This window comes from Yimella sp. cx-51, assembly GCF_017654605.1.
Taxonomy (GTDB): domain Bacteria; phylum Actinomycetota; class Actinomycetes; order Actinomycetales; family Dermatophilaceae; genus Yimella.
In genome coordinates this window covers 907605-925373 of sequence record NZ_CP072113.1, presented here as the reverse complement: position 1 = coordinate 925373, position 17769 = coordinate 907605, and the positions used below count along the sequence as shown (strand labels likewise).

General features: G+C 68.1%; 18 protein-coding genes. 10 read left to right on the top strand and 8 right to left on the bottom strand.

What is annotated here, in order from left to right:
* Nucleotides 1-23: 23 nt before the first annotated feature.
* Genes J5M86_RS04400 through J5M86_RS04375 form a run of 6 tightly spaced genes read left to right on the top strand, consistent with a single transcriptional unit; the run spans nt 24 to nt 5326 of the window.
* Nucleotides 24-818, top strand: coding sequence for a transporter substrate-binding domain-containing protein (locus J5M86_RS04400; RefSeq protein ID WP_208965101.1), 795 nt, complete (start codon nt 24-26; stop codon nt 816-818).
* A gap of 34 nt (nt 819-852) precedes the next feature.
* Entirely contained in the window at nt 853-1500 is a 648-nt protein-coding gene (locus tag J5M86_RS04395; protein WP_188061453.1) for an amino acid ABC transporter permease, read from the top strand.
* An 8-nt stretch (nt 1501-1508) separates the two neighbouring features.
* Nucleotides 1509-2288 (top strand): amino acid ABC transporter ATP-binding protein, encoded by a 780-nt coding sequence (locus tag J5M86_RS04390; RefSeq protein WP_223158660.1) that lies wholly within the window; start codon nt 1509-1511, stop codon nt 2286-2288.
* Entirely contained in the window at nt 2285-3025 is a 741-nt protein-coding gene (locus J5M86_RS04385) for an enoyl-CoA hydratase/isomerase family protein (RefSeq protein ID WP_188061454.1), read from the top strand. The genes J5M86_RS04390 and J5M86_RS04385 overlap by 4 nt, the downstream gene beginning before the upstream one ends.
* Nucleotides 3022-4611, top strand: a complete 1590-nt coding sequence (locus J5M86_RS04380) for an AMP-binding protein (RefSeq protein ID WP_188061455.1) — start codon at nt 3022-3024, stop codon at nt 4609-4611. Before J5M86_RS04385 ends, J5M86_RS04380 begins: the two co-directional genes overlap by 4 nt.
* A 4-nt stretch (nt 4612-4615) precedes the next feature.
* Entirely contained in the window at nt 4616-5326 is a 711-nt protein-coding gene (locus J5M86_RS04375) for a TetR/AcrR family transcriptional regulator (RefSeq protein ID WP_188061456.1), read from the top strand.
* On the opposite strand, the gene J5M86_RS04370 is transcribed toward J5M86_RS04375, so the two are convergent.
* Genes J5M86_RS04370 through J5M86_RS04350 form a run of 5 tightly spaced genes read right to left on the bottom strand, consistent with a single transcriptional unit; the run spans nt 5282 to nt 9186 of the window.
* Nucleotides 5282-6448 carry an SIS domain-containing protein gene (locus tag J5M86_RS04370; RefSeq protein WP_188061457.1) on the bottom strand — a complete coding sequence of 389 codons (1167 nt, stop codon included), beginning with the start codon at nt 6446-6448 and terminating at the stop codon, nt 5282-5284. The two genes, J5M86_RS04375 and J5M86_RS04370, sit on opposite strands and share 45 nt — an antisense overlap.
* A 25-nt stretch (nt 6449-6473) precedes the next feature.
* The gene (locus tag J5M86_RS04365; RefSeq protein WP_188061458.1) at nt 6474-6680 is read right to left on the bottom strand and encodes a Trm112 family protein; all 207 of its coding nucleotides are present in this window, start codon (nt 6678-6680) and stop codon (nt 6474-6476) included.
* Between the two features lie 20 nt (nt 6681-6700).
* Complete coding sequence (locus tag J5M86_RS04360) at nt 6701-8122, bottom strand: phosphomannomutase/phosphoglucomutase (protein WP_244328479.1); 1422 nt, start codon at nt 8120-8122, stop codon at nt 6701-6703.
* Between the two features lie 37 nt (nt 8123-8159).
* On the bottom strand, nt 8160-8828 hold the full coding sequence (locus tag J5M86_RS04355; protein ID WP_188061460.1) for an MOSC domain-containing protein: 669 nt from the start codon (nt 8826-8828) through the stop codon (nt 8160-8162).
* A 19-nt stretch (nt 8829-8847) separates the two neighbouring features.
* Complete coding sequence (locus tag J5M86_RS04350) at nt 8848-9186, bottom strand: DUF3499 domain-containing protein (RefSeq protein WP_188061461.1); 339 nt, start codon at nt 9184-9186, stop codon at nt 8848-8850.
* A 144-nt stretch (nt 9187-9330) separates the two neighbouring features.
* Here J5M86_RS04350 and J5M86_RS04345 point away from each other — a divergent pair, with 144 nt between their 5' ends.
* Together J5M86_RS04345 and J5M86_RS04340 are read left to right on the top strand one after the other, a co-directional pair.
* Nucleotides 9331-9717, top strand: a complete 387-nt coding sequence (locus J5M86_RS04345; RefSeq protein ID WP_188061462.1) for a metallopeptidase family protein — start codon at nt 9331-9333, stop codon at nt 9715-9717.
* A gap of 3 nt (nt 9718-9720) precedes the next feature.
* A complete protein-coding gene (locus J5M86_RS04340) occupies nt 9721-10545 on the top strand; it encodes an SDR family oxidoreductase (protein ID WP_188061463.1) in 825 nt (274 codons plus the stop codon).
* Between the two features lie 96 nt (nt 10546-10641).
* Here the strand turns inward: J5M86_RS04340 and J5M86_RS04335 are convergent, their stop codons facing one another.
* From J5M86_RS04335 to J5M86_RS04325, 3 genes are read right to left on the bottom strand one after another with little or no spacing between them, the layout of a single operon-like run.
* The gene (locus tag J5M86_RS04335; RefSeq protein ID WP_188061464.1) at nt 10642-12084 is read right to left on the bottom strand and encodes a DUF5719 family protein; all 1443 of its coding nucleotides are present in this window, start codon (nt 12082-12084) and stop codon (nt 10642-10644) included.
* Nucleotides 12078-15326, bottom strand: a complete 3249-nt coding sequence (locus J5M86_RS04330) for a glycosyltransferase (protein WP_188061465.1) — start codon at nt 15324-15326, stop codon at nt 12078-12080. The genes J5M86_RS04335 and J5M86_RS04330 overlap by 7 nt, the downstream gene beginning before the upstream one ends.
* 12 nt (nt 15327-15338) lie before the next feature.
* Complete coding sequence (locus tag J5M86_RS04325) at nt 15339-15608, bottom strand: WhiB family transcriptional regulator (RefSeq protein ID WP_188061466.1); 270 nt, start codon at nt 15606-15608, stop codon at nt 15339-15341.
* A 131-nt stretch (nt 15609-15739) separates the two neighbouring features.
* Between J5M86_RS04325 and cofD the strand changes: the two genes are divergently transcribed.
* Nucleotides 15740-16711, top strand: coding sequence for a 2-phospho-L-lactate transferase (gene cofD, locus J5M86_RS04320; RefSeq protein ID WP_188061467.1), 972 nt, complete (start codon nt 15740-15742; stop codon nt 16709-16711).
* Complete coding sequence (locus tag J5M86_RS04315) at nt 16708-17754, top strand: coenzyme F420-0:L-glutamate ligase (protein WP_188061468.1); 1047 nt, start codon at nt 16708-16710, stop codon at nt 17752-17754. The genes cofD and J5M86_RS04315 overlap by 4 nt, the downstream gene beginning before the upstream one ends.
* The last annotated feature ends 15 nt before the right edge of the window (nt 17755-17769 follow it).

The window sequence follows — 17769 nt, the reverse complement described above, 5'->3', positions numbered from 1 at the left end:
TCGATCGATCTAGTGGAGGAATCATGGAACTCTCGCGACGCACACTCCTGATCGGAGGCTTGAGTTCGACCGGCCTCCTGCTGACCGGTTGCGGCACCGAAGAGGGCGGCGGCAAGGACGGATACAAGCTGGTCTCCGAAGGCAAGCTCACCTTCGCCATGAGCGGCCAGTACCGCCCGTTCAACTTCTACGAGAGCGCAGGCAAGCTCGCCGGCTTCGACGTCGAGATCGGCAACGCGCTCGCCAAGTGGCTCGACCTCACCCCGAACCCGGTGACCGGCCCCTTCGACTCCCTCGTCGCCGGGCTCGCGGCCAAGCGCTACGACCTGATCATCGGCTCGATGTCGGCCACCGAAGCCCGCAAGAAGGCCGTCGACTTCACCGACAACTACTACGAGTCGGGCGCACAGCTCTTCGTGAAGAAGGGCTCCCCCATCAAGTCGGCCGCTGATCTGAAGAACGCCACCGTCGGCGTCACCCTCGGCACCACCTTCGAGGAGCTCGCCAAGAAGCAGAGCGGAGTCAAGGACGTCAAGACCTACAACTCCGACAACCAGGCGCTCGTCGAACTCGGCAACGGCCGCGTGGACGCTGTGATCACCACCAAGCTCGTCGGCCTCTACCAGATCAAGCAGACCAAGCTCGCCGTGGAAGCGGTCGGCCCGGTACTGGCTCCCGACCCCGCGGCCATCGCCTCCCGCAAGGACAACAGCGACCTCACCAAGAAGGTGAACGAGTTCCTGAAGAAGATCAAGAGCGACGGCGAGTACGCCAAGATCAGCCAGAAGTGGTTCGGCGAGGACATCAGCAAGTCATGAGTTGTCGACTGCACCCCCGCCAAGGGGAAACACCATGATCGACGCCTTCCGCGAATCATGGCCGTTGATGTCCAAGGGCCTGTTGATCACCCTGCAACTCACGGTGATCTCGGTCGTGCTGGCGCTCGTCCTCGGCATGGTCATCGCTGCTCTTCGCATGAGCAGCAACAAGATCGCCAATGCCATCGCGCAGGCCTATCTCGGTGTCATCCGGGGTACGCCGCTGATCACACAACTCTTCGTCATCTACTACGGCTTGGTCTCCATCGTCGACGTCCCGGCGTTCTGGGCGGCCGTCGCCGGCCTCACCGCGCACAACGCGGCGTACATGGCCGAAATCTTCCGCTCAGGCGTTCAATCGGTGCCTTCCGGACAGACCGAAGCTGCGCGATCCCTGGGTATGTCACGACGTTTGGCGATGAGCGACATCGTTGCGCCACAAGCGTTTCGGTCGATGCTGCCAGCGTTGGGCAACCAGTTCATCATCGCCCTGAAGGACACCTCGGTGGCCTCGTTCATCACCGTGCCCGAGCTGTTCCTGCAGGCGCAGAAGATGGCTGCAGCCACCTACGAGCCGTTGCAGTTCTACCTGATCGCAGCGTTGTACTACCTCGTGATCGTCCTGGCCCTGACCGCGCTGCTGCGTGTGCTCGAGCGCCGCTACGGCAAATACGAGATCTGAGGAGCGGCATGGACATCCAGAAGAATCCCGTCGAGACGCGCCAGGCGGACGCCCAGCCGATCTTGCGGATGGACAAGATCGTCAAGAAGTTCGGCGATGTCACGGTGTTGCAGGACGTCGACCTCACCGTCGACCCGAGTGAAGTGGTCGTGCTGATCGGGCCGTCGGGCGCTGGCAAGAGCACACTGCTGCGCTGCGTCAACGGCCTCGAACGCATCACCAGTGGCGAGGTGTTCATCAAGGGTGAGCAACTGAAGTACGACGAGAAGTCGATCAACCACATCCGGCAACGGGTGGGGATGGTCTTCCAGCAGTTCAATCTCTGGCCGCACAAGACCGTGCTGCAGAACGTCTGCACCGCACCCGTCAAGGTGTCGAAGCGTCCGAGGGCAGAGGTTGAGCCGATGGCCCGCGAACTGCTCGATCGTGTCGGACTCGCGCAGTATGCCGATCGCTATCCGGGACGACTGTCCGGAGGCCAGCAGCAGCGTGTCGCGATCGCTCGAGCATTGGCGATGCAGCCCGACCTGATGTTGTTCGACGAGCCCACCTCGGCGCTCGACCCCGAACTGGTCGGGGAGGTGCTCGCCGTCATGCGCGACCTGGCTTCCGAGGGCATGACGATGATCGCTGTCACCCACGAGATGCGGTTCGCCCGCGCGGTCGCCGACCGGGTCGTGCTCATGGCTGACGGCGGCATCGCCGAGCAGGGACCTCCTTCGCAGGTGCTCGACGCACCTCTGTCGGAGCGCGGGAAGTCATTCCTGCACCAGATGGAGCAGGGATGACCACCGTCCTGCAGGAGACTCGGGACGGCGGGGTGCACGTCATCACGCTCAACCGGCCCGAACGACTCAATGCGGTCACCGATGAACTCGTCCGTGATCTCACCGATGCCCTGACCGCCGCCGGGCAGGACACGGTGCGCGCCGTTGTCCTGACCGGCAGCGGGCGCGCATTCTGCAGCGGGCACGACCTGAAGGAGCCCAACTCCGACCGCGACCTGAACGACACCCGCGAACGGCTCGAACGCTTGCAAGAGCTCACCCGGCTGGTTCGGGAGCTGCGAGCGCCGGTCATCGCAGCAGTCGAAGGCTGGGCGGTCGGTGCCGGGTGTGAACTGGCGCTGGCGTGCGACCTGGCGGTCGCGGCATCCGATGCCCGCTTCGCCTTTCCCGAGGTCGGGGTCGGCTTGACCGTCACCAACGGGGTGACCCAACTGCTCGGTCCGGTGCTCGGGCCGCAGCGAGCAAAGCGGCTGGTGCTCACCGGGGAACGCTTCAGCGGCGAGCAGGCCCACCAGTGGGGGTTGGTGAGCCATCTCGCCGATCCCAGGTCGGCCCTGCCGGACGCGCTCGCGCTCGCCGAGTCAATCGCCCAGCAGCCGCCGGTGGCCACGGCTCTTGCCAAACGGCTCATCGACGCCGGGATGGGCGTCGACCTGCAGGAAGCGCTCCAACTAGAGGTGGAGTTGTCCTTGCTGATCGATCCGACCGAGTCCGGGGCCCAGGCCGTCCCACGATGAATGACCCGCAGACCATCCCCGAGTTGGTGTCCACCGCCGCTGAGCGCTTCGGTGACCGGCCGGCGTGGTCGTTCATCGGCGTCGACGGCACGGTCACTTCCCGATGGTCCTTCGAACAGGTGGATCACACGAGTGGGCGCATCGCCGGTTGGGTGACAGGCCACAGCTCCCCCAACGCACGCGTCGCCGCGATGTTGCCGAACATCCCGGAGTTCCCACTGCTGTGGTTGGCCTGCGCGCATTCGGGACGCGTGCTGGTCCCGATCAACTCCAAGAGTGGACGCAGCGATGCACGCCATCTGCTCGAACTCACCGAACCCGAGATCGTCGTCACCACACCCGACCAGCTCGGCTTCGTCGCCGAACTGCTCGCGGAGCTGGGGTCCGCTGCGCTCCTGGTCGCGCAGGACCAACTCCCGGTTGAGGTCTGCGAGGACCAACATGCTGCGGTCGACGCCACTCCCGGTCGCTTGGTGAACATCCAATTCACCTCCGGCACAACGGGTCTGCCCAAGGGCTGCATGCTGACACATACCTACTGGATCCAGATCGCCCGATCCCTGACCACGACCTTCCCCGCCGTACAACCGGACGACGTGATGTACACCGCGCAGGCGTTCAGCTATCTCGATCCGCAGTGGAACGTGGTCACCGCACTCTTCGCCGGTGCTCACCTGCTGCTCGCCGACAGGTTCAGTGCCTCCCGGATGTGGGACGACCTGCGGCGGCACCGAGTGACGCTCTTCTACTGTCTTGGCGTCATGCCGGCGGCGCTGCTGGGCCAACCTCCTCATCCCGATGACCGCCGTCACAGCGTACGCGCGGTCATCGCCAGTGGCATTCCCTTCGAGCAGCATGCAGACCTCGAATCACGATGGGGCACATCGTGGTTCGAAGCCTTCGGGATGACCGAATCGGGAGCCGATCTCATCGTCAGCCCAGACGACCACGACATCGCGGTCGGCACCGCCTGCCTGGGCCGAGCCCACCGCGGGCGTGAGGTGGTGTTGCTTGACCCCGAGGGGCAGGTGCTACCGCTGGGCAGCAGCGGCGAACTCGCGGTGCGAGGCGTCGGGCTCATGGACGGCTACTGGCGCAATCCTGAAGCGACCGCAGCGAAATTCCGGGACGGCTGGCTGCTCTCGGGCGACCACGTGCGCACCGACACTGAAGGACGCTTCTACTACGTGGGCCGGTTCAAGGACATGATCCGACGGTCCGGGGAGAACATCGCGGCACGCGAGGTGGAACGGGTGTTGGAGCGCCATCCATTGGTCTCGATGGCGGCCGTCATCGGGCGTCCGGACGAGATGGTCGGCGAAGAGGTGCAGGCATTCGTCATGCCGACGCAGCCACACGACCCGCACGCACTGGTCGAGGAACTCGACCGGTGGTGCAGCGTAGAGCTCGCGGGTTTCAAGGTGCCGAGATACTGGTCTGTGCGTGACACCCTCCCGATGACTCCTTCGGAGAGGGTGGCCAAGTCACGCCTGTCGGCCGACTCAGGTGCCGTGATCGACTGCCGTCCCCGCGCCGGGAACATCCCCGAACAGGCAGCGGTGGACGAACGTGCGAATCTAGGCTGACGACATGATCAATCGTCCAGGTCGCGCTGCGGCGGAGGCTCGCATCCACTCCGCGGCGCTGACCCTCTTTGCACGAAAAGGATTCCAGGGAACAGGCATTCGTGACATCGCCGCCGAAGCCGGCATCTCCCTCGCCACGCTCTACCACTACATGGGCACCAAAGACGACCTGCTCGTGGAGATGATGCTGCGAAGCCTCACCCGCTTGATCGCCGATGCGGAGACAGTGTGTGAGGAGGGTGTGAGCCCCCTCGATCGCATCGGCGGGCTGACCCTCATGCACGTGCTCGCTCACGGCACCCGACGCGAGGAGACGTTGGTGGTCGACAGCGAATTGCGGTCGCTCGACGACGAACGCCTTGCTCCCGTCCTCGAACTTCGCGACCGGTACGAATCCATCTGGGCGGCCCAACTCGCCGACGCCGTCGAGCAGGGCAACGCCGTCATCCCCGAAGCATCGGTCACCCGTTTCGCGATCCTCGGAATGTCGACCGATGTCGCCGTCTGGTTCAGGCCAGGGGGCCAGCTGGATCTGCCTGAGATAGCCCTGCACTACGCCGAGCTGACCCTGCGAATGATCGGAGCTCGAAAGGGACGACGCAGCATTCACCTGGACGACTGCGAATTGCCGCCCATCGAGTGGTTCGTCGAACTCGTACAGGCAACCACGTCAGCGACCCCGGGTGCGATCGCGCAGGTTGGCGACGTGCGGTGACACCGACGGGTCGATGCCGGTACCGATGGCGAGATAGGTGGCGATGTAGTCGACCATCGCGAGCTGACCAGCTAAGCGCGCCAACGGATGGGCTTGTGCCGCAACCGATTCCACCACCTTGCACCCAGCCTCGTCGGCTTCGGCAGCCACCGCGTCAGCGAGTGCTGAGGACGGTGTGGGCTCAGCGGCCGGGGCGTCACGCAACATGAGCAGCCCGAGCCGGGGCTGTGCCGGGCCGTCGAGGAAGGGGTCGGCGAAGATGTCGTCGATGCGCGGCGACGACGTGCCCTGACCACCACCGGCGGTGAAGGGTCCGTCGAAACAGGCCACCACCTGGGACGCGTGATCGGGCAGCACGCCGTAGGTCGCCGGCACCCGAGCCGTGCGCGCCAGCACCGCGGACGCCCGCGCTGCGGCGACTCCCATCAACGGCCCGTCACCCAAGGCCATGGGCACCGTCGGCGCGAGCGTGGCGGCGGCAAGCTTGGCCGGGTTGACGAAGGACTCCGACGACGGCCGACACTCCTCCGCCTTGGTGTCGAGCGCCCTGGAAGCTTCCTGCAGCGCCTCTTCCGGAAGGTCGACCACACCGAGCCGGCCGGCAGCGACCAGCACCGGCGTCAACAGCGACCACACCGACGTGCGGCTCGAATCACGACCCCTGCCGATGCCGATGTGCACACCACGCGCTTGACGCGTCACGTCCGCGAGCGGTGAGTCGTCTGCTCCCACGGAGAGCAGAGCGGCGCCTCGCCGCGCAGCCTCTGTCGCAATCGCGAGCGGCCCCGGAGCACGACCGGAGAGCGACACTGCGATCACCAGGTCGAGCGGCCCGACGAAGCCGGGCAGTGGCACATTCGTGCGCCCGGCCACCGGCACGGAGGAACTGGACTCGGCCAGGACGCGCAGCACGTCACCGACGATCTGCGAGCTCCCCGCCGCTGCCACGAGGATGGAGCGCGGACGTTCGTCACCCAGTCGCTCCAACGGCGCTTCGGCGGCAAAGGTGAGACCTTCCCGCATCTGCGCTCCTGCGGTGGCCAGCGCCCGGAGCGTGTCGCGGCTGTCGCGCCGAGCCAGCTCGTTCGGGTCGTCGACCCAGGACTCCTGCAGTTCCGGCATGACTACCCCTCGCTGTGCTTGGTGGTCAGACCGTGAAGACGCGTGCCTCGTCGGCCAGCATCACCGGAATGCCGTCATCGACGCGATACCCGCGGCGCTGACCAGGCTCCTCGCAGTCGGCAGCGCACTGCAATTCGATTGATCCCGAAGGTGATTCGCCATCGATCAGTGCTCCGTGGCATACCGGGCACCGAAGAATCTCGCGCAACCAGCCGTCGATCTGTGCAGTCATGTCAGTTCTCCTGTCGTTGGTCAGGCGCGGATGGCCGCGAGCGCACCGTCGCGCACCCGTTCCATCGTCTCAGTGTCGGCTGCTTCGACGTTCAGTCGCAGCAGTGGTTCGGTGTTGCTGGCGCGCACATTCAGCCACCACATCGGCTCGGCGTCGTGGGCGATCGTCAATCCGTCGAGTTCGTCCTCACTTACCTCACCCTGCTGCGCAGCCCAGTCACGCACCCGCTCGGTGGCGGCGCTCTGGTCGTCGACCTTGGAGTTGATCTCGCCGGAGGCGGGGTATCTCGCGTACTGCGCCATCAGCTCCGAGAGCGGTAGGGGCTGCTCCCCCAGGGCCGCGAGCACGTGCATGGCGGCCAGCATGCCGGTGTCGGCGTACCAGAAATCGCGGAAGTAGTAGTGGGCCGAGTGTTCGCCGCCGAAGACTGCCTCGTGTTCGGCCATCTGTGCCTTGATGAAGGAGTGTCCGACGCGGGTGCGCACCGTGCGGGCGCCCGTCGCCTCGACGATCTCCGGCACCGCGCGCGAGGAGATGACGTTGTAGACGATCGCCACATCGGAGGCGCTCTTGCCCTCGGCAACCGCCTTGCCGATCTCCCGCGTCGCCACGAGTGCAGTCACCGCCGACGGACTCACCGGGTCGCCGTGCTCGTCGACCACAAAGCAGCGGTCGGCGTCACCGTCGAAAGCCAGGCCGAGGTCGGCATCGTGTTCGCGCACCGCAGCCTGCAGGTCGCGCAGGTTTTCCGGCTCCAGCGGGTTGGCCTCGTGGTTGGGGAAAGTGCCGTCGAGTTCGAAGTAGAGCGGGACGATCTCCAACGGGAGTTCACCCGTACCCAGCACCGCCGGCACGGTGTGTCCGCCCATGCCGTTACCGGTGTCGACGACCACCTTGAGCGGGCGCCCACCTCGCAGGTCGACGAGGTTGCGCAAGAATCGGGCGTAGTCGTCCAACAGGTCGCGTTCGCTGATCGTGCCGGTGCGGGCGCTGCCGGAGAGCTGGTGCAGATCGCCACGGTCGAGCGTCCACTGCGCCAGGTCGCGGATATCAGCCAGACCGGTGTCCTGGCCGACCGGCCGGGCACCGGCGCGGCAGAGCTTGATGCCGTTGTACTGCGCCGGATTGTGGCTGGCGGTGAACATTGCGCCCGGGACGTCGAGCACCCCGGAGGCGTAGTAGAGGCCGTCGGTGGAGCACAACCCGATGAGGGTGACATCGACGCCGTGCTGCGCCACACCGTCGGCGAATGCGCGCGACAGCGCCGGTGAACTCGGTCGCATATCATGGCCGACCACCACGGACGTCTCCCCGGCCGGCAACACCGTCACCTGGGCGAAAGCCGAGCCGATCGCCCGTGCGACGGGTTCGCTGAGCTGTTCGGGCACCAGGCCACGCACGTCGTAGGCCTTGATGAACTCTGAAAGATCGACTGCACTCACCCGCCGAAGCCTAGTTGGCCGAGGCTTCAACGCCCGGTCAGGCCCGCGGCGCCCGGGCGGCGAGCCGGTCGACGTGGCGCTGGTGGTACATCTCGGGGAGGCAGGCGGCCGCCACGACCCGCTCCGACGCCGCATCGTCGCCCATTGCGGCCGCGAAGGTGGTGAGCATGTCGACCTCGTGACCGGGCCTGCCGATGAGCTCGATCTGGTCGCCGGGCCGGATCGTGCCGGGCTCGATCACCCGCAGGTAGATCCCGCAGCGTCCGTGCTCGGTGAAGCGGCGCACCCAGCCACGCTCATCCATGTGCACAGCGAAGGTGCGGCAGGGACTGCGCGGGATCGAAACTTCCAGCAGTGCCTCGCCGATGGCTAGTTGCTGATTGATGAGCAACCGTTCCAGATCGATGCCCTGGGTGGTGAGGTTCTCTCCGAAATAGCCGTTCGGAAGCTCGCGACCCAACGCTTGCGCCCAGTGATCCAACTCTTCCCGGGAGTAGGCGTACACCGCCTTCTGGGCCCCGCCGTGATGCTTGGAGTTACCCACGAGGTCGCCGCGCACCCCTGAGCCGGCGCCGTAATGCGGGCCGGGCTCGAAGACCTCGATCGACTCGTGCGGGGTCTTGTGGATGCCGGTGCGTGGTTGCCCGGGCCCCACTGGGGAAATGTTCGTCGACAGCACGACGGCCCCTGTGAAGTGCTCGCTCATGCCTTGATGCTCGCAGGTGTCAGCGTGAGCGGACGACGCGCAACGGTGGGAAAGGCAGCTGCTCCGGCTCAAGGTCGGGTTTCGCAGGCGGCCGGCCAGCAGCACGCACTGCGTCGGCCAGGGCCAGCAGATCGTCGTCGCTCGGGGCGGGCTCGGTGTAGTCGATCGGCAGGCGCACGACGTCCCAGCCGCGGGGCGCGCTCAGCCGGGAGGCGTGATCGGCGCACAGGTCATAGGCATGCGGCTCGGCATAGGTGGCGAGCGGGCCGACGACGACCGTCTGGTCGCGGTGCACATAGGTGAGGGTGGCTACCGCGCCCTGACCACAACCGGCACGGCAGCAGCGTCGCTTCAGCATCCTGACCAACCCGCTTTCATCACGGCGTCGACTCTAGGCCCCGGCACCGACTTCGCCCGGCAGCCGCGCCGCGGTGAGCGTCGAATCACCCTCGCGGCCAGCGGGATCCGAGACAGGAGCTCTCAAGCGATTAGGCTGCGAGCCATGACCTCAAAGCGCCGTGGCCGTGGCATACGCGGGCCCCTGGCGTGGCCACGCGTGCCGGCAATGCGCTCCCGCAGCGATCGCTTCGACGAAGTGGTGCTCGACGCCTTCGAGCGGGTCTGCGACAGGGCTGAACTACGCAAGTCACCGATCGAACTCGCGGTCGAGGACGTCCCCCCGAGCGATCCCGCGCCCTGGGAGGACCAGATCGCCCTGGCCCGTGCTTTCCCGGCTCAGAATTCCCTTCCCGCACGCGTGGTGGTCTATCGACGACCGATCGAGACGCGAGCCGCAACCGAGGCCGAACTGGTCGAACTGATCCACCTGGTGATGTGTGAGCAGATCGCGGGTCTGCTCGGCATCGACCCGGACGAACTCAAGGACTGAGACGTGTCGGACGCCACCGCTCCCCCCACCCTCATCCCCGGCCTGCCCACGGTCGACCGCACGCCCGTGCTGGTCACCGGCGGCACCGGCACCCTGGGGACTGCTGTCGTCGACGAACTGGTGCGCTCCGGCGTCCCTGCGCGGATGCTGGTACGCACACCTGGCGCCGATCGCGAGGGAGTGACCCAGGTCGTGGGTGACCTGCGTGACGACAGCGGCCTGGCCGACGCGGTTGACGGCGTGCAGGCGATCATCCACCTCGCCACCGACGCACGTCACGCCGAAGACGTGGACGTCGACGGCACGCGCCGGCTGGCGATGGCCGCTCTCGACGGCACGCCACCCCGCTTCGTGCACATGTCGATCGTCGGCTGCTGGGACAACCCGCTCCCCTACTACCGGGTGAAGGCACGGGCCGAGACGGTGGTCGTCGATTCCGGCCTGCCGCACGTGATCGTCCGCGCCACGCAGTTCCACGGCCTCACCGAGCAGGTGCTTGCGCCGCGTGCCGGCGGAATCAGCCTGGCTCCCAAGGGTCTTCGGGTGGCGCCGGTCGATCCGGTGTGGGTGGCCAAGATGCTGGTCGACCTCGCTCTGGAGGACCACCTCACCGCCGGCCCGATCGAACTCGCCGGCCCGGAAGTGCTCACCGCACGTGAGATCGCCGTGCTCACCGCGCATGTGCGTGGCGTGCCCCTACGTCGCGCGCTTGCGCTACCGACGGTGGGTGGAGTGCTCAAGGCCTTCGCCGATGGCTCGAACCTTCCGGGTCCCTCAGCCCGCCGCGGCGGCGCCACCTATGCCGAGTGGCTGGCGGCTCACTACTGAGAACTCTGATGCCGCGCGGCGTCGAACTCGCGGTCGAATCGCTGCCACGCACTGGGCAACCCCGCCGAACACCGGTCGCGGACGTCGCGACAGAAGTCAGTCGCGTTCGGCGGAGGTGTCGCGCACCGCGGGCTTGACCAGCACCGGCTCGAGCCCGGCCACTTCCAGCAACGGCTGCGAACCCTGTTTGCCTGCACTCGAGAGCGCGGCGTGCACCGAGCCGGATCTGACCCGCACCCAGACGGCGTCACGACCTGTGACCTCGACCCAGGTCGGGGTGTCGGCCGCGACCGCCAGACGCCGGTTGCCACCGCCGGGACCAATGGTGACGACGTCGACAGTTGCCGCTTTGTCTGGGGCGAAGATCGCCAGCCAGGTGCGCACACCGGAGACGCTCGGCACAGGTGAACCGGTGAGCGCGGGCACGGCGGGCGTGGCGGTGGACCACGAGATGTCCGAGGGTCCCTGCGTGGCAGCGTCGGTCTGCGCGGCAGCCACCACAGGCTGCTCCGCGGTCACCCGCACTGCATAACTCCCGCGCGAAATCCCTTGCAGCGCAACCGCACTCGTCACGCCACCGGGAAGGTCGGCGACCTCGTCGGTGACCACGAGCCCCGTCGCGTCGATGGCACGCACGCGCACGGTCGTGGCCGCACCAGGCACCGCAACCCGGACGCCGGCACGGCCCGCCTGCACCGGGACGAGCGGCAAGACCTGGTCGGTGGATGCCTGGATGGGTGCCGCCGAAGCCACACCCGCGCGCGTCTCGCCCCTCATCAGCACGTCGTTGCCGGAGACCGAGACGGCTCCGCCACGAGAGGTCACATGCACCATCGCGTTCGCCAGGTCGGCGTCGAAGTCACCGATGTTGACCACTACACGGTCAGAGGGCGGCACCACGACCCCGGCGGCGCCCTTGCCGGCCACCCGTCCCTTGCTGCCGATCACGGTCACATCCGCGGTGACCGCCGAGGATCCTGGATTGCTGAGCACCACTCGGGACACTCGTCCGGATTGGTTGCCGCCCAACGGAATCCACGCGTCCGTCACTGGCTGGGAGCACGCGGTGGCGGCCAGCCCGCCGACGGTCTCCTCCTGCTCGACGGAGTGCTGCAGCGCGGCCAGACCGGTGGCCAGGCCACCCTGCCCGACAATCCGGACGCTGCCCGCACCGGTGAGGGGTGCGCCGGCGGTGGCAGGACGCGCACTCGACCGAGGCGGCGCACCACCGGCAGACTCAGGCAGACGTGTGGTCTGCATCGACCCTCCGGCCGCGGTCTCGTCCAGCAGCGCTGCCGGAGCAGCCGAGGTGGTGACGGTGACGCTCTGCGAGGCGCCCTCGTATCCGGGTGTGCCGGGACGATCGGGGCCAGGACAGACCAAGGTGGTGCTCATCGCAGCCGACAGCGAGCGGGATGCCCGGTCGTCGCCGGCACGCGACCAGTCGGTCCGGACGTCGACCTGGGTCGTGCCGTAGACCAGGCCCGCGCTCGCCGCGCACACCACGACGGTGCGCGCCAGTGCCGCCGCGCTCACCATGCGCGGCGACGCGATGCTCGGTTGCCGAAAGGCAAGGCGACGAAGATGACGAGGGCCCACAGAGCGAGTTGCACGGCACGCGTGCGCGGCCGGGCGTTGGTGTTCTCGATGGTGAGCGTGCCCGCCGAGGCAGGCAGCGCGTAGGTGATGACACCGTTCGCGGGCACCGGACGAAGGCGCTGGCCGGCGAAGCGCACGTCAGCATGCTGATGCCAACCCACACCCTCGGAGATCCAGATCTGCCGCCCCGCGGCTCCGGCCGGCAGTTTCACGCTGGTCTCGGAGTGCCATGCCTGAGTCCGCACTTCCGACTGCGGCTGTCCGTCGACGGCGAGGACGATGCGGCTGCTGGCGATCGACCGACTGCCATCAGCGACGTTCTGCGGTGCAACCCGCCAGACGTCTCGCGCGCCCGGCGCGGACATCGCGACCAGCGAGCCGGCGTTCTGCAGCGTGGTGGTCAGCTGTCGCCGTCCGGAACTGTCGCCGGTGACGACCACGAAGCCGACAGCGAGTCGGTGAAGGGCGTCAGCGGCTGCCTCGCCCTGACCTCGCAGCAGATCACCGACCGCGACGGCCGTCAGGTTGCCACCGCTGGGCGCGGGCAGATCGAAATCGGTGACCGGCTTGCTCACCTCGCGTCCCTGCACGCGGTAGCTGACCGTGCCGTCGGCGTCCGCGGTGAGCACGAGCGCACGCACTGAGCGGATGCCCGTGAACTGGCTCTGGACCATCGACGGCAGCGGCTGCGACACCGGACGCAGCGTGTCGACCACGCCGTTCCAACCGGCGAGCGCCGCGACAGCAAGGGCGCTGCACCCGGCGAGCGCGCCCAGCGCGGGATGAACGGTCGCGCGGTCGGCCCGGGTGGACAAGAGGCGAGGCGGTAGCGCGCTGAGAGCGATGGCTGCGCAAGCCAGCGCGAAGACGGCCAGCGGCAGGCCACGCCACGGCGTCCGCGGGCCGGTGGCGCCGTTCATGACGACCAGATCGGGTGCGGCCAGCGCGAGTGCCAGGCCGGCGAGGCCGAGGAAGGCGGCGGCGAGCACGAGCTTGTGGCGGCGGCCCCGCAGGAGGCCGTAAGCGGCAAGCGCGAGCAGCGGGATGCCCAGCAGCACCGGGTACGACCCCGGACCACCCGGATGCAGCAGCAGCACCTCCCAGGGCCGGACGTCCGGCACCGGACCGGTGACGAGATTGCCGGGGCCGGCGAAGATGCGTCGGGGATCGTCCAGCAGTTGCCAGCCGTACACACCGAGCAACGGCCATGGTGCGAGCACCACCACGAGGGCGCGCAGCCGGGCCCAGCCCGATGCACCGATGAGCACGAACACTGCAGCCGCGGTGCTGAAGGCCAGCAGCAGCGGCGCGAAGAGCCCCATGAGGGCACTCACCGCAACCGTCGCGAAGGTCATGGTGGCGGTGGCGCGCGGCCGGGCGATGGCCACAACACCCGCGAATGCCAGCGGTGCGAGCACGAGCCCGACCGCCACCCCGAGGCGGCCCTGCGCCGATGCGGTCGTGGCGACCGCGGTCGTCGCCCAGAGCAGCGCGACGACCGCACGCGGCCAGGCATGCGGGGTCAGGACGCGGCCGGCCCGGTAGGCGCTGATCGTCGCCAGCGGGACGGAGAGTGCGAGCAGCCACAGCACGGCGGTCTGACCACTGGTGGCTGCGTGCAAGCCCGGGATCTTCTCGATCAGCCAGGCGAACGGCCACAGCGCGGGCAGGTAGTCACCCGGATGGTTCAGCCCGCCCACCCCGGCGCCGGTCCACCGGTCGGTGTAGAGCTGCCAGATGCCCGCGGAGTCGGTGCCGAAGGGACGCAGCTCTGCGCCGACGATCGACCCGGAGCGCCCTTGGAACGACCGGCTGCCGAGCAACCTTCGCCATTGCAGGCCAGCAACGACCAGTGCAGCCAGCAGCACCCAGAGTCCGGGGCTGCGCAACAGACGGCGGGCCGGCCGGCGGCCCGCCGCGAGTTCCTGGGCGTCGTCGTCGACCGGACCGGTCTCGCCCGTGCCTTCGCCGACCAGATCGTGTTCGGCGGGTGTCTCCTGCAGGGTGACCGCCGACCGCAGTGAGTCGCGCGCGCTCGTCCATGCCGCTGCGGTACCGACGAACAGCGGCTGCAGGTAACGCCTGCGAGCGGTGGAGCGACCGAAGAACCTGCTGCGGGCACCAATGATGCGAGGGATGCCGAAAGGCGCTGTGGCCTGGACGAGTTCGCTGAACGCACGACGCGGACGCTTCACCAACAGCATGGCCAGGCCCAACACCAGGCCGCTGACGAGGATCCACACGCTCATCAGCGGCAACCCGAGCAAGGACGATCGGGCCAGCGCCACCTGTCGGTGGCGGCGCAGGGTGCGGGTGCTTCGCGGAGCGGGCAGGTCGGGGTCGCGGTGTTCGTCCTGGGCGCGCTGTGTCGAGAGGTCCTGGTGCACGACCGCACCAGGCACGATCACGACCTGGTGACCGGTGAGGTGTGCTCGCCAGCACAGGTCGAGTCCGTCACCGTCACCGTCGAAGGCGGGGTCGAACCCGCCGAGCGTCGCGTAGACATCGCGTCGGATCAGCAGGCCGCTGCTGCTGACGGCCAGCACGTCGTTGCGGGTGTCGTGCTGCCCCTGGTCGAATTCGCCCTGCATCCGTTCGCCGATGTGACGTCCGGTGCGGGTGACCTCCAGGCCGACGTTGACCAGGCGCCGCCGCTGATCGAGTTCGTGCACCTTGCAGCCGGCGATGCCGATGCGGCTACTGCGTGAGACGGTGGCGATGAGGGCCTCCAGCGCTGCAGCGTCGGGCACGTTGTCCTCGTGCAACAACCAGAGCCACTCGTGTCGGTCGCGTGGTCTGATCGGACGTTTGTCGGCGCGGGTGCGGGTGCGCCGGGGTACGACGACGTCCTCGCCCGGTTCGGGCAGGGCCTCGACGGCGATGTCGACGGTGTCGGCGAAGGTGGAATCAGCCGGAACCGTCACCACTGAGACGTCGGGGAAAGCGCTCCTGACCTGCGGATGTTCAGCGAGCAGGCCGTGCACAAGGCGCTCGTCGGTGTCGTCGATGAGGACGAGTCGATCGGGTTTGCGGGTCGACCCACCGAGCGCGGCGAGAGTGCGCTGCAGATGCTCGCCACCATGACGGACCACCAGCAGTGCGGTGACGTTGATGCGCGGGCCGTCGTCCTGGAGGAAGTGCAGCGACCCGTCAGCGTCGGCAGAGGTGAGAGTCAGGGTCACCACATCAGTGGGTCAGACGGCTCGCTTCTTGAGCTTGCGCCGTTCACGTTCGGACAGACCGCCCCAGATACCGAAGCGCTCGTCGTTGGCGAGGGCGTACTCCAGGCAGTCGGCCTTGACCTCACACCCGATGCAGACCTTCTTGGCCTCGCGGGTGGAGCCGCCCTTCTCGGGGAAAAACGCCTCGGGGTCGGTCTGGGCACACAGGGCGTTCTCCTGCCATGCCAAGGCACCGTCGTCGTCGGAGGGAGCCTGAACGGCGAACAACGAGAACTCCTGCACCGTTTCCTCCAGGTCCGAATCGAAATGACAACGGTGTCATTAGACGCGTGTCGCTACCGATTCGTCAAGTGCTGACCGGTAGAAGCGGCCTCCTGCGCACGATATCGCTCACTCCTGACACACTGCGGGCCATGCGCATCACAGCACTGGCCGGCGGCGTCGGCGGCGCACGGTTCCTGCGTGGCCTGCGGCGCCACCTCGACAGTCGCGACGACGGACCGCACGACCTGACGATCATCGCCAACACCGGCGACGACATCACCCTCTTCGGGCTACGCGTCAGCCCCGACGTCGACACGCTGCTCTACACCCTCGGCGGCGGCATCCACGAGGGCCAGGGATGGGGCCGCGCCGACGAGACCTTCGCACTGCAGGGCGAACTGGCCGCGTACGGCGTCGAGCCGCAGTGGTTCGGGCTGGGAGACCGTGATCTCGGCACCCACGTCGCCCGCAGCATGTGGCTCGCCCAGGGTCAGTCGCCCTCGCAGGTCACCGAACGGCTGGCGGCGCGGTGGGGCCTTCCCGAGCAACGGGTGCAGCTCCTGCCGATGACCGATGCCTTCGTCGAAACCCACGTCGTGGTCGAACAGGACGACCAGCAGCAGGCCGTGCATTTCCAGGAGTGGTGGATCCGCATGCAGGCCGCCGTGCCCGCGCAGCGCTTCGTGGTGGCCGGGCTCGACCGGGCCAGTGCCGCGCCCGGAGTGCTGGACGCGATCAGATCAGCCGACGTCGTGCTGCTCCCGCCCAGCAATCCGGTGGTCTCCATCGGCATCATCCTGCTCGTGCCTGGAGTGCGCGACGCCCTGCGCGGCACGTCGGCACCGGTCGTGGGTGTTTCACCGATCGTCGGCGGCGGCCCCGTGCGCGGCCACGCCGATGCCTGCCTGAAAGCGCTGGACGTCGAGGTCTCCCCCAGCGGTGTCGCCTCGCTCTACCGCGACTTCCTGGACGGCTGGTTGGTCGATCCGGCCGACGCCGCGTCGTTCTCCGGCCCCGCCGCACTCACCGTGCGCGATCTGCCGCTGCTGATGAAGGACGCCGCCTCCACCGACGCCATCGCAGCCGCGGCGCTCGACCTCGCGCTGACCCTGCGCGCGTGATCAGCGTCCTGCCGGTGACCGGCGTGCCGGAGATCACTGCGGGCGCCGACATCGCCGAGGTCGTGCTCACCGCGCTCGCCGCCACCGGGCAGCGCATCGAACACGGCGATGTCGTGGTGGTGACGAGCAAGATCGTCTCCAAGGCGCTGGGGCTCATCGGCGATCCGACGGTGGACCGCCCCGACCTGGTGCTGCAGGAATCCACTGCCGTGGTCGCCGAGCGCACCACCTCCACCGGCTACACCCGGGTGGTTGCGGCCAAGGCCGGCCCGGTGATGGCGGGGGCGGGCATCGACTCCTCCAACTCCGACGACGACGTGCGTCTGTTGCTCCCTCACGACCCGGACGCCGCTGCCGCTGAGTTGCACTCGACCTTCGTCGATCAGCTCGGGCACCAAGACTTCGCCGTCGTCCTCAGCGACACCTCCGGCCGCGCCTGGCGCAGCGGCCTCACCGACTTCGCCCTCGGCTCCCACGGCCTGATGCCCCTGGAGGACCTGCGCGGATCGGCCGACACCCACGGCCGCGACCTCGCGGTGACGATCCGCAACATCGCCGACGAGGTGGCCTCCGCCGCTGATCTGGTGAAGGGCAAGCTCGATCGGGTGCCCGCGGCCATCGTGCGCGGACTCGATGCCCGCTTCCTGCGCCCCGATGCACCCGGCGCCCGCACGCTCGTCCGCTCCGGTGCCAGCGACTGGTTCGCGCTCGGCCGCGCCGAAGCAGTGCGTGACGCCTTGGGCGTCGCGGCCGGATCAGCGCTGTCGATGCAGATCGGCATCGAATCGGTGCACCCCGAAAGTCTGACCGACCGCGTCCGGCGTGCGTGGGCGGCAACGACCGCACCCGAGGAAGATCTGGACGAGGTGGCGCTGGACGGCGGCAGCGACCGTTGGTCGGTGCTCAGCGGTGATGCCTATCTGCTGGGCCGCACCGTGGCCCGCTTCCAGGTGGCCCTGGCCGGCGAGCGCCTGCAGGGTCGGGTGTCCACCCGATCCCCCGGCCAGGTCGAGCTGGAGATCACCGAGCGCCCTGGGTCCTGAACTAGGTTTGGTGCG

Coding starts and splice junctions, on each gene's coding strand:
- J5M86_RS04400 (WP_208965101.1), top strand. CDS start 24: ATGGAACTCTCGCGACGCACACTCCTGATCGGAGGCTTGAGTTCGACC.
- J5M86_RS04395 (WP_188061453.1), top strand. CDS start 853: ATGATCGACGCCTTCCGCGAATCATGGCCGTTGATGTCCAAGGGCCTG.
- J5M86_RS04390 (WP_223158660.1), top strand. CDS start 1,509: ATGGACATCCAGAAGAATCCCGTCGAGACGCGCCAGGCGGACGCCCAG.
- J5M86_RS04385 (WP_188061454.1), top strand. CDS start 2,285: ATGACCACCGTCCTGCAGGAGACTCGGGACGGCGGGGTGCACGTCATC.
- J5M86_RS04380 (WP_188061455.1), top strand. CDS start 3,022: ATGAATGACCCGCAGACCATCCCCGAGTTGGTGTCCACCGCCGCTGAG.
- J5M86_RS04375 (WP_188061456.1), top strand. CDS start 4,616: ATGATCAATCGTCCAGGTCGCGCTGCGGCGGAGGCTCGCATCCACTCC.
- J5M86_RS04370 (WP_188061457.1), bottom strand. CDS start 6,448: ATGCCGGAACTGCAGGAGTCCTGGGTCGACGACCCGAACGAGCTGGCT.
- J5M86_RS04365 (WP_188061458.1), bottom strand. CDS start 6,680: ATGACTGCACAGATCGACGGCTGGTTGCGCGAGATTCTTCGGTGCCCG.
- J5M86_RS04355 (WP_188061460.1), bottom strand. CDS start 8,828: ATGAGCGAGCACTTCACAGGGGCCGTCGTGCTGTCGACGAACATTTCC.
- J5M86_RS04350 (WP_188061461.1), bottom strand. CDS start 9,186: ATGCTGAAGCGACGCTGCTGCCGTGCCGGTTGTGGTCAGGGCGCGGTA.
- J5M86_RS04345 (WP_188061462.1), top strand. CDS start 9,331: ATGACCTCAAAGCGCCGTGGCCGTGGCATACGCGGGCCCCTGGCGTGG.
- J5M86_RS04335 (WP_188061464.1), bottom strand. CDS start 12,084: ATGGTGAGCGCGGCGGCACTGGCGCGCACCGTCGTGGTGTGCGCGGCG.
- cofD (WP_188061467.1), top strand. CDS start 15,740: ATGCGCATCACAGCACTGGCCGGCGGCGTCGGCGGCGCACGGTTCCTG.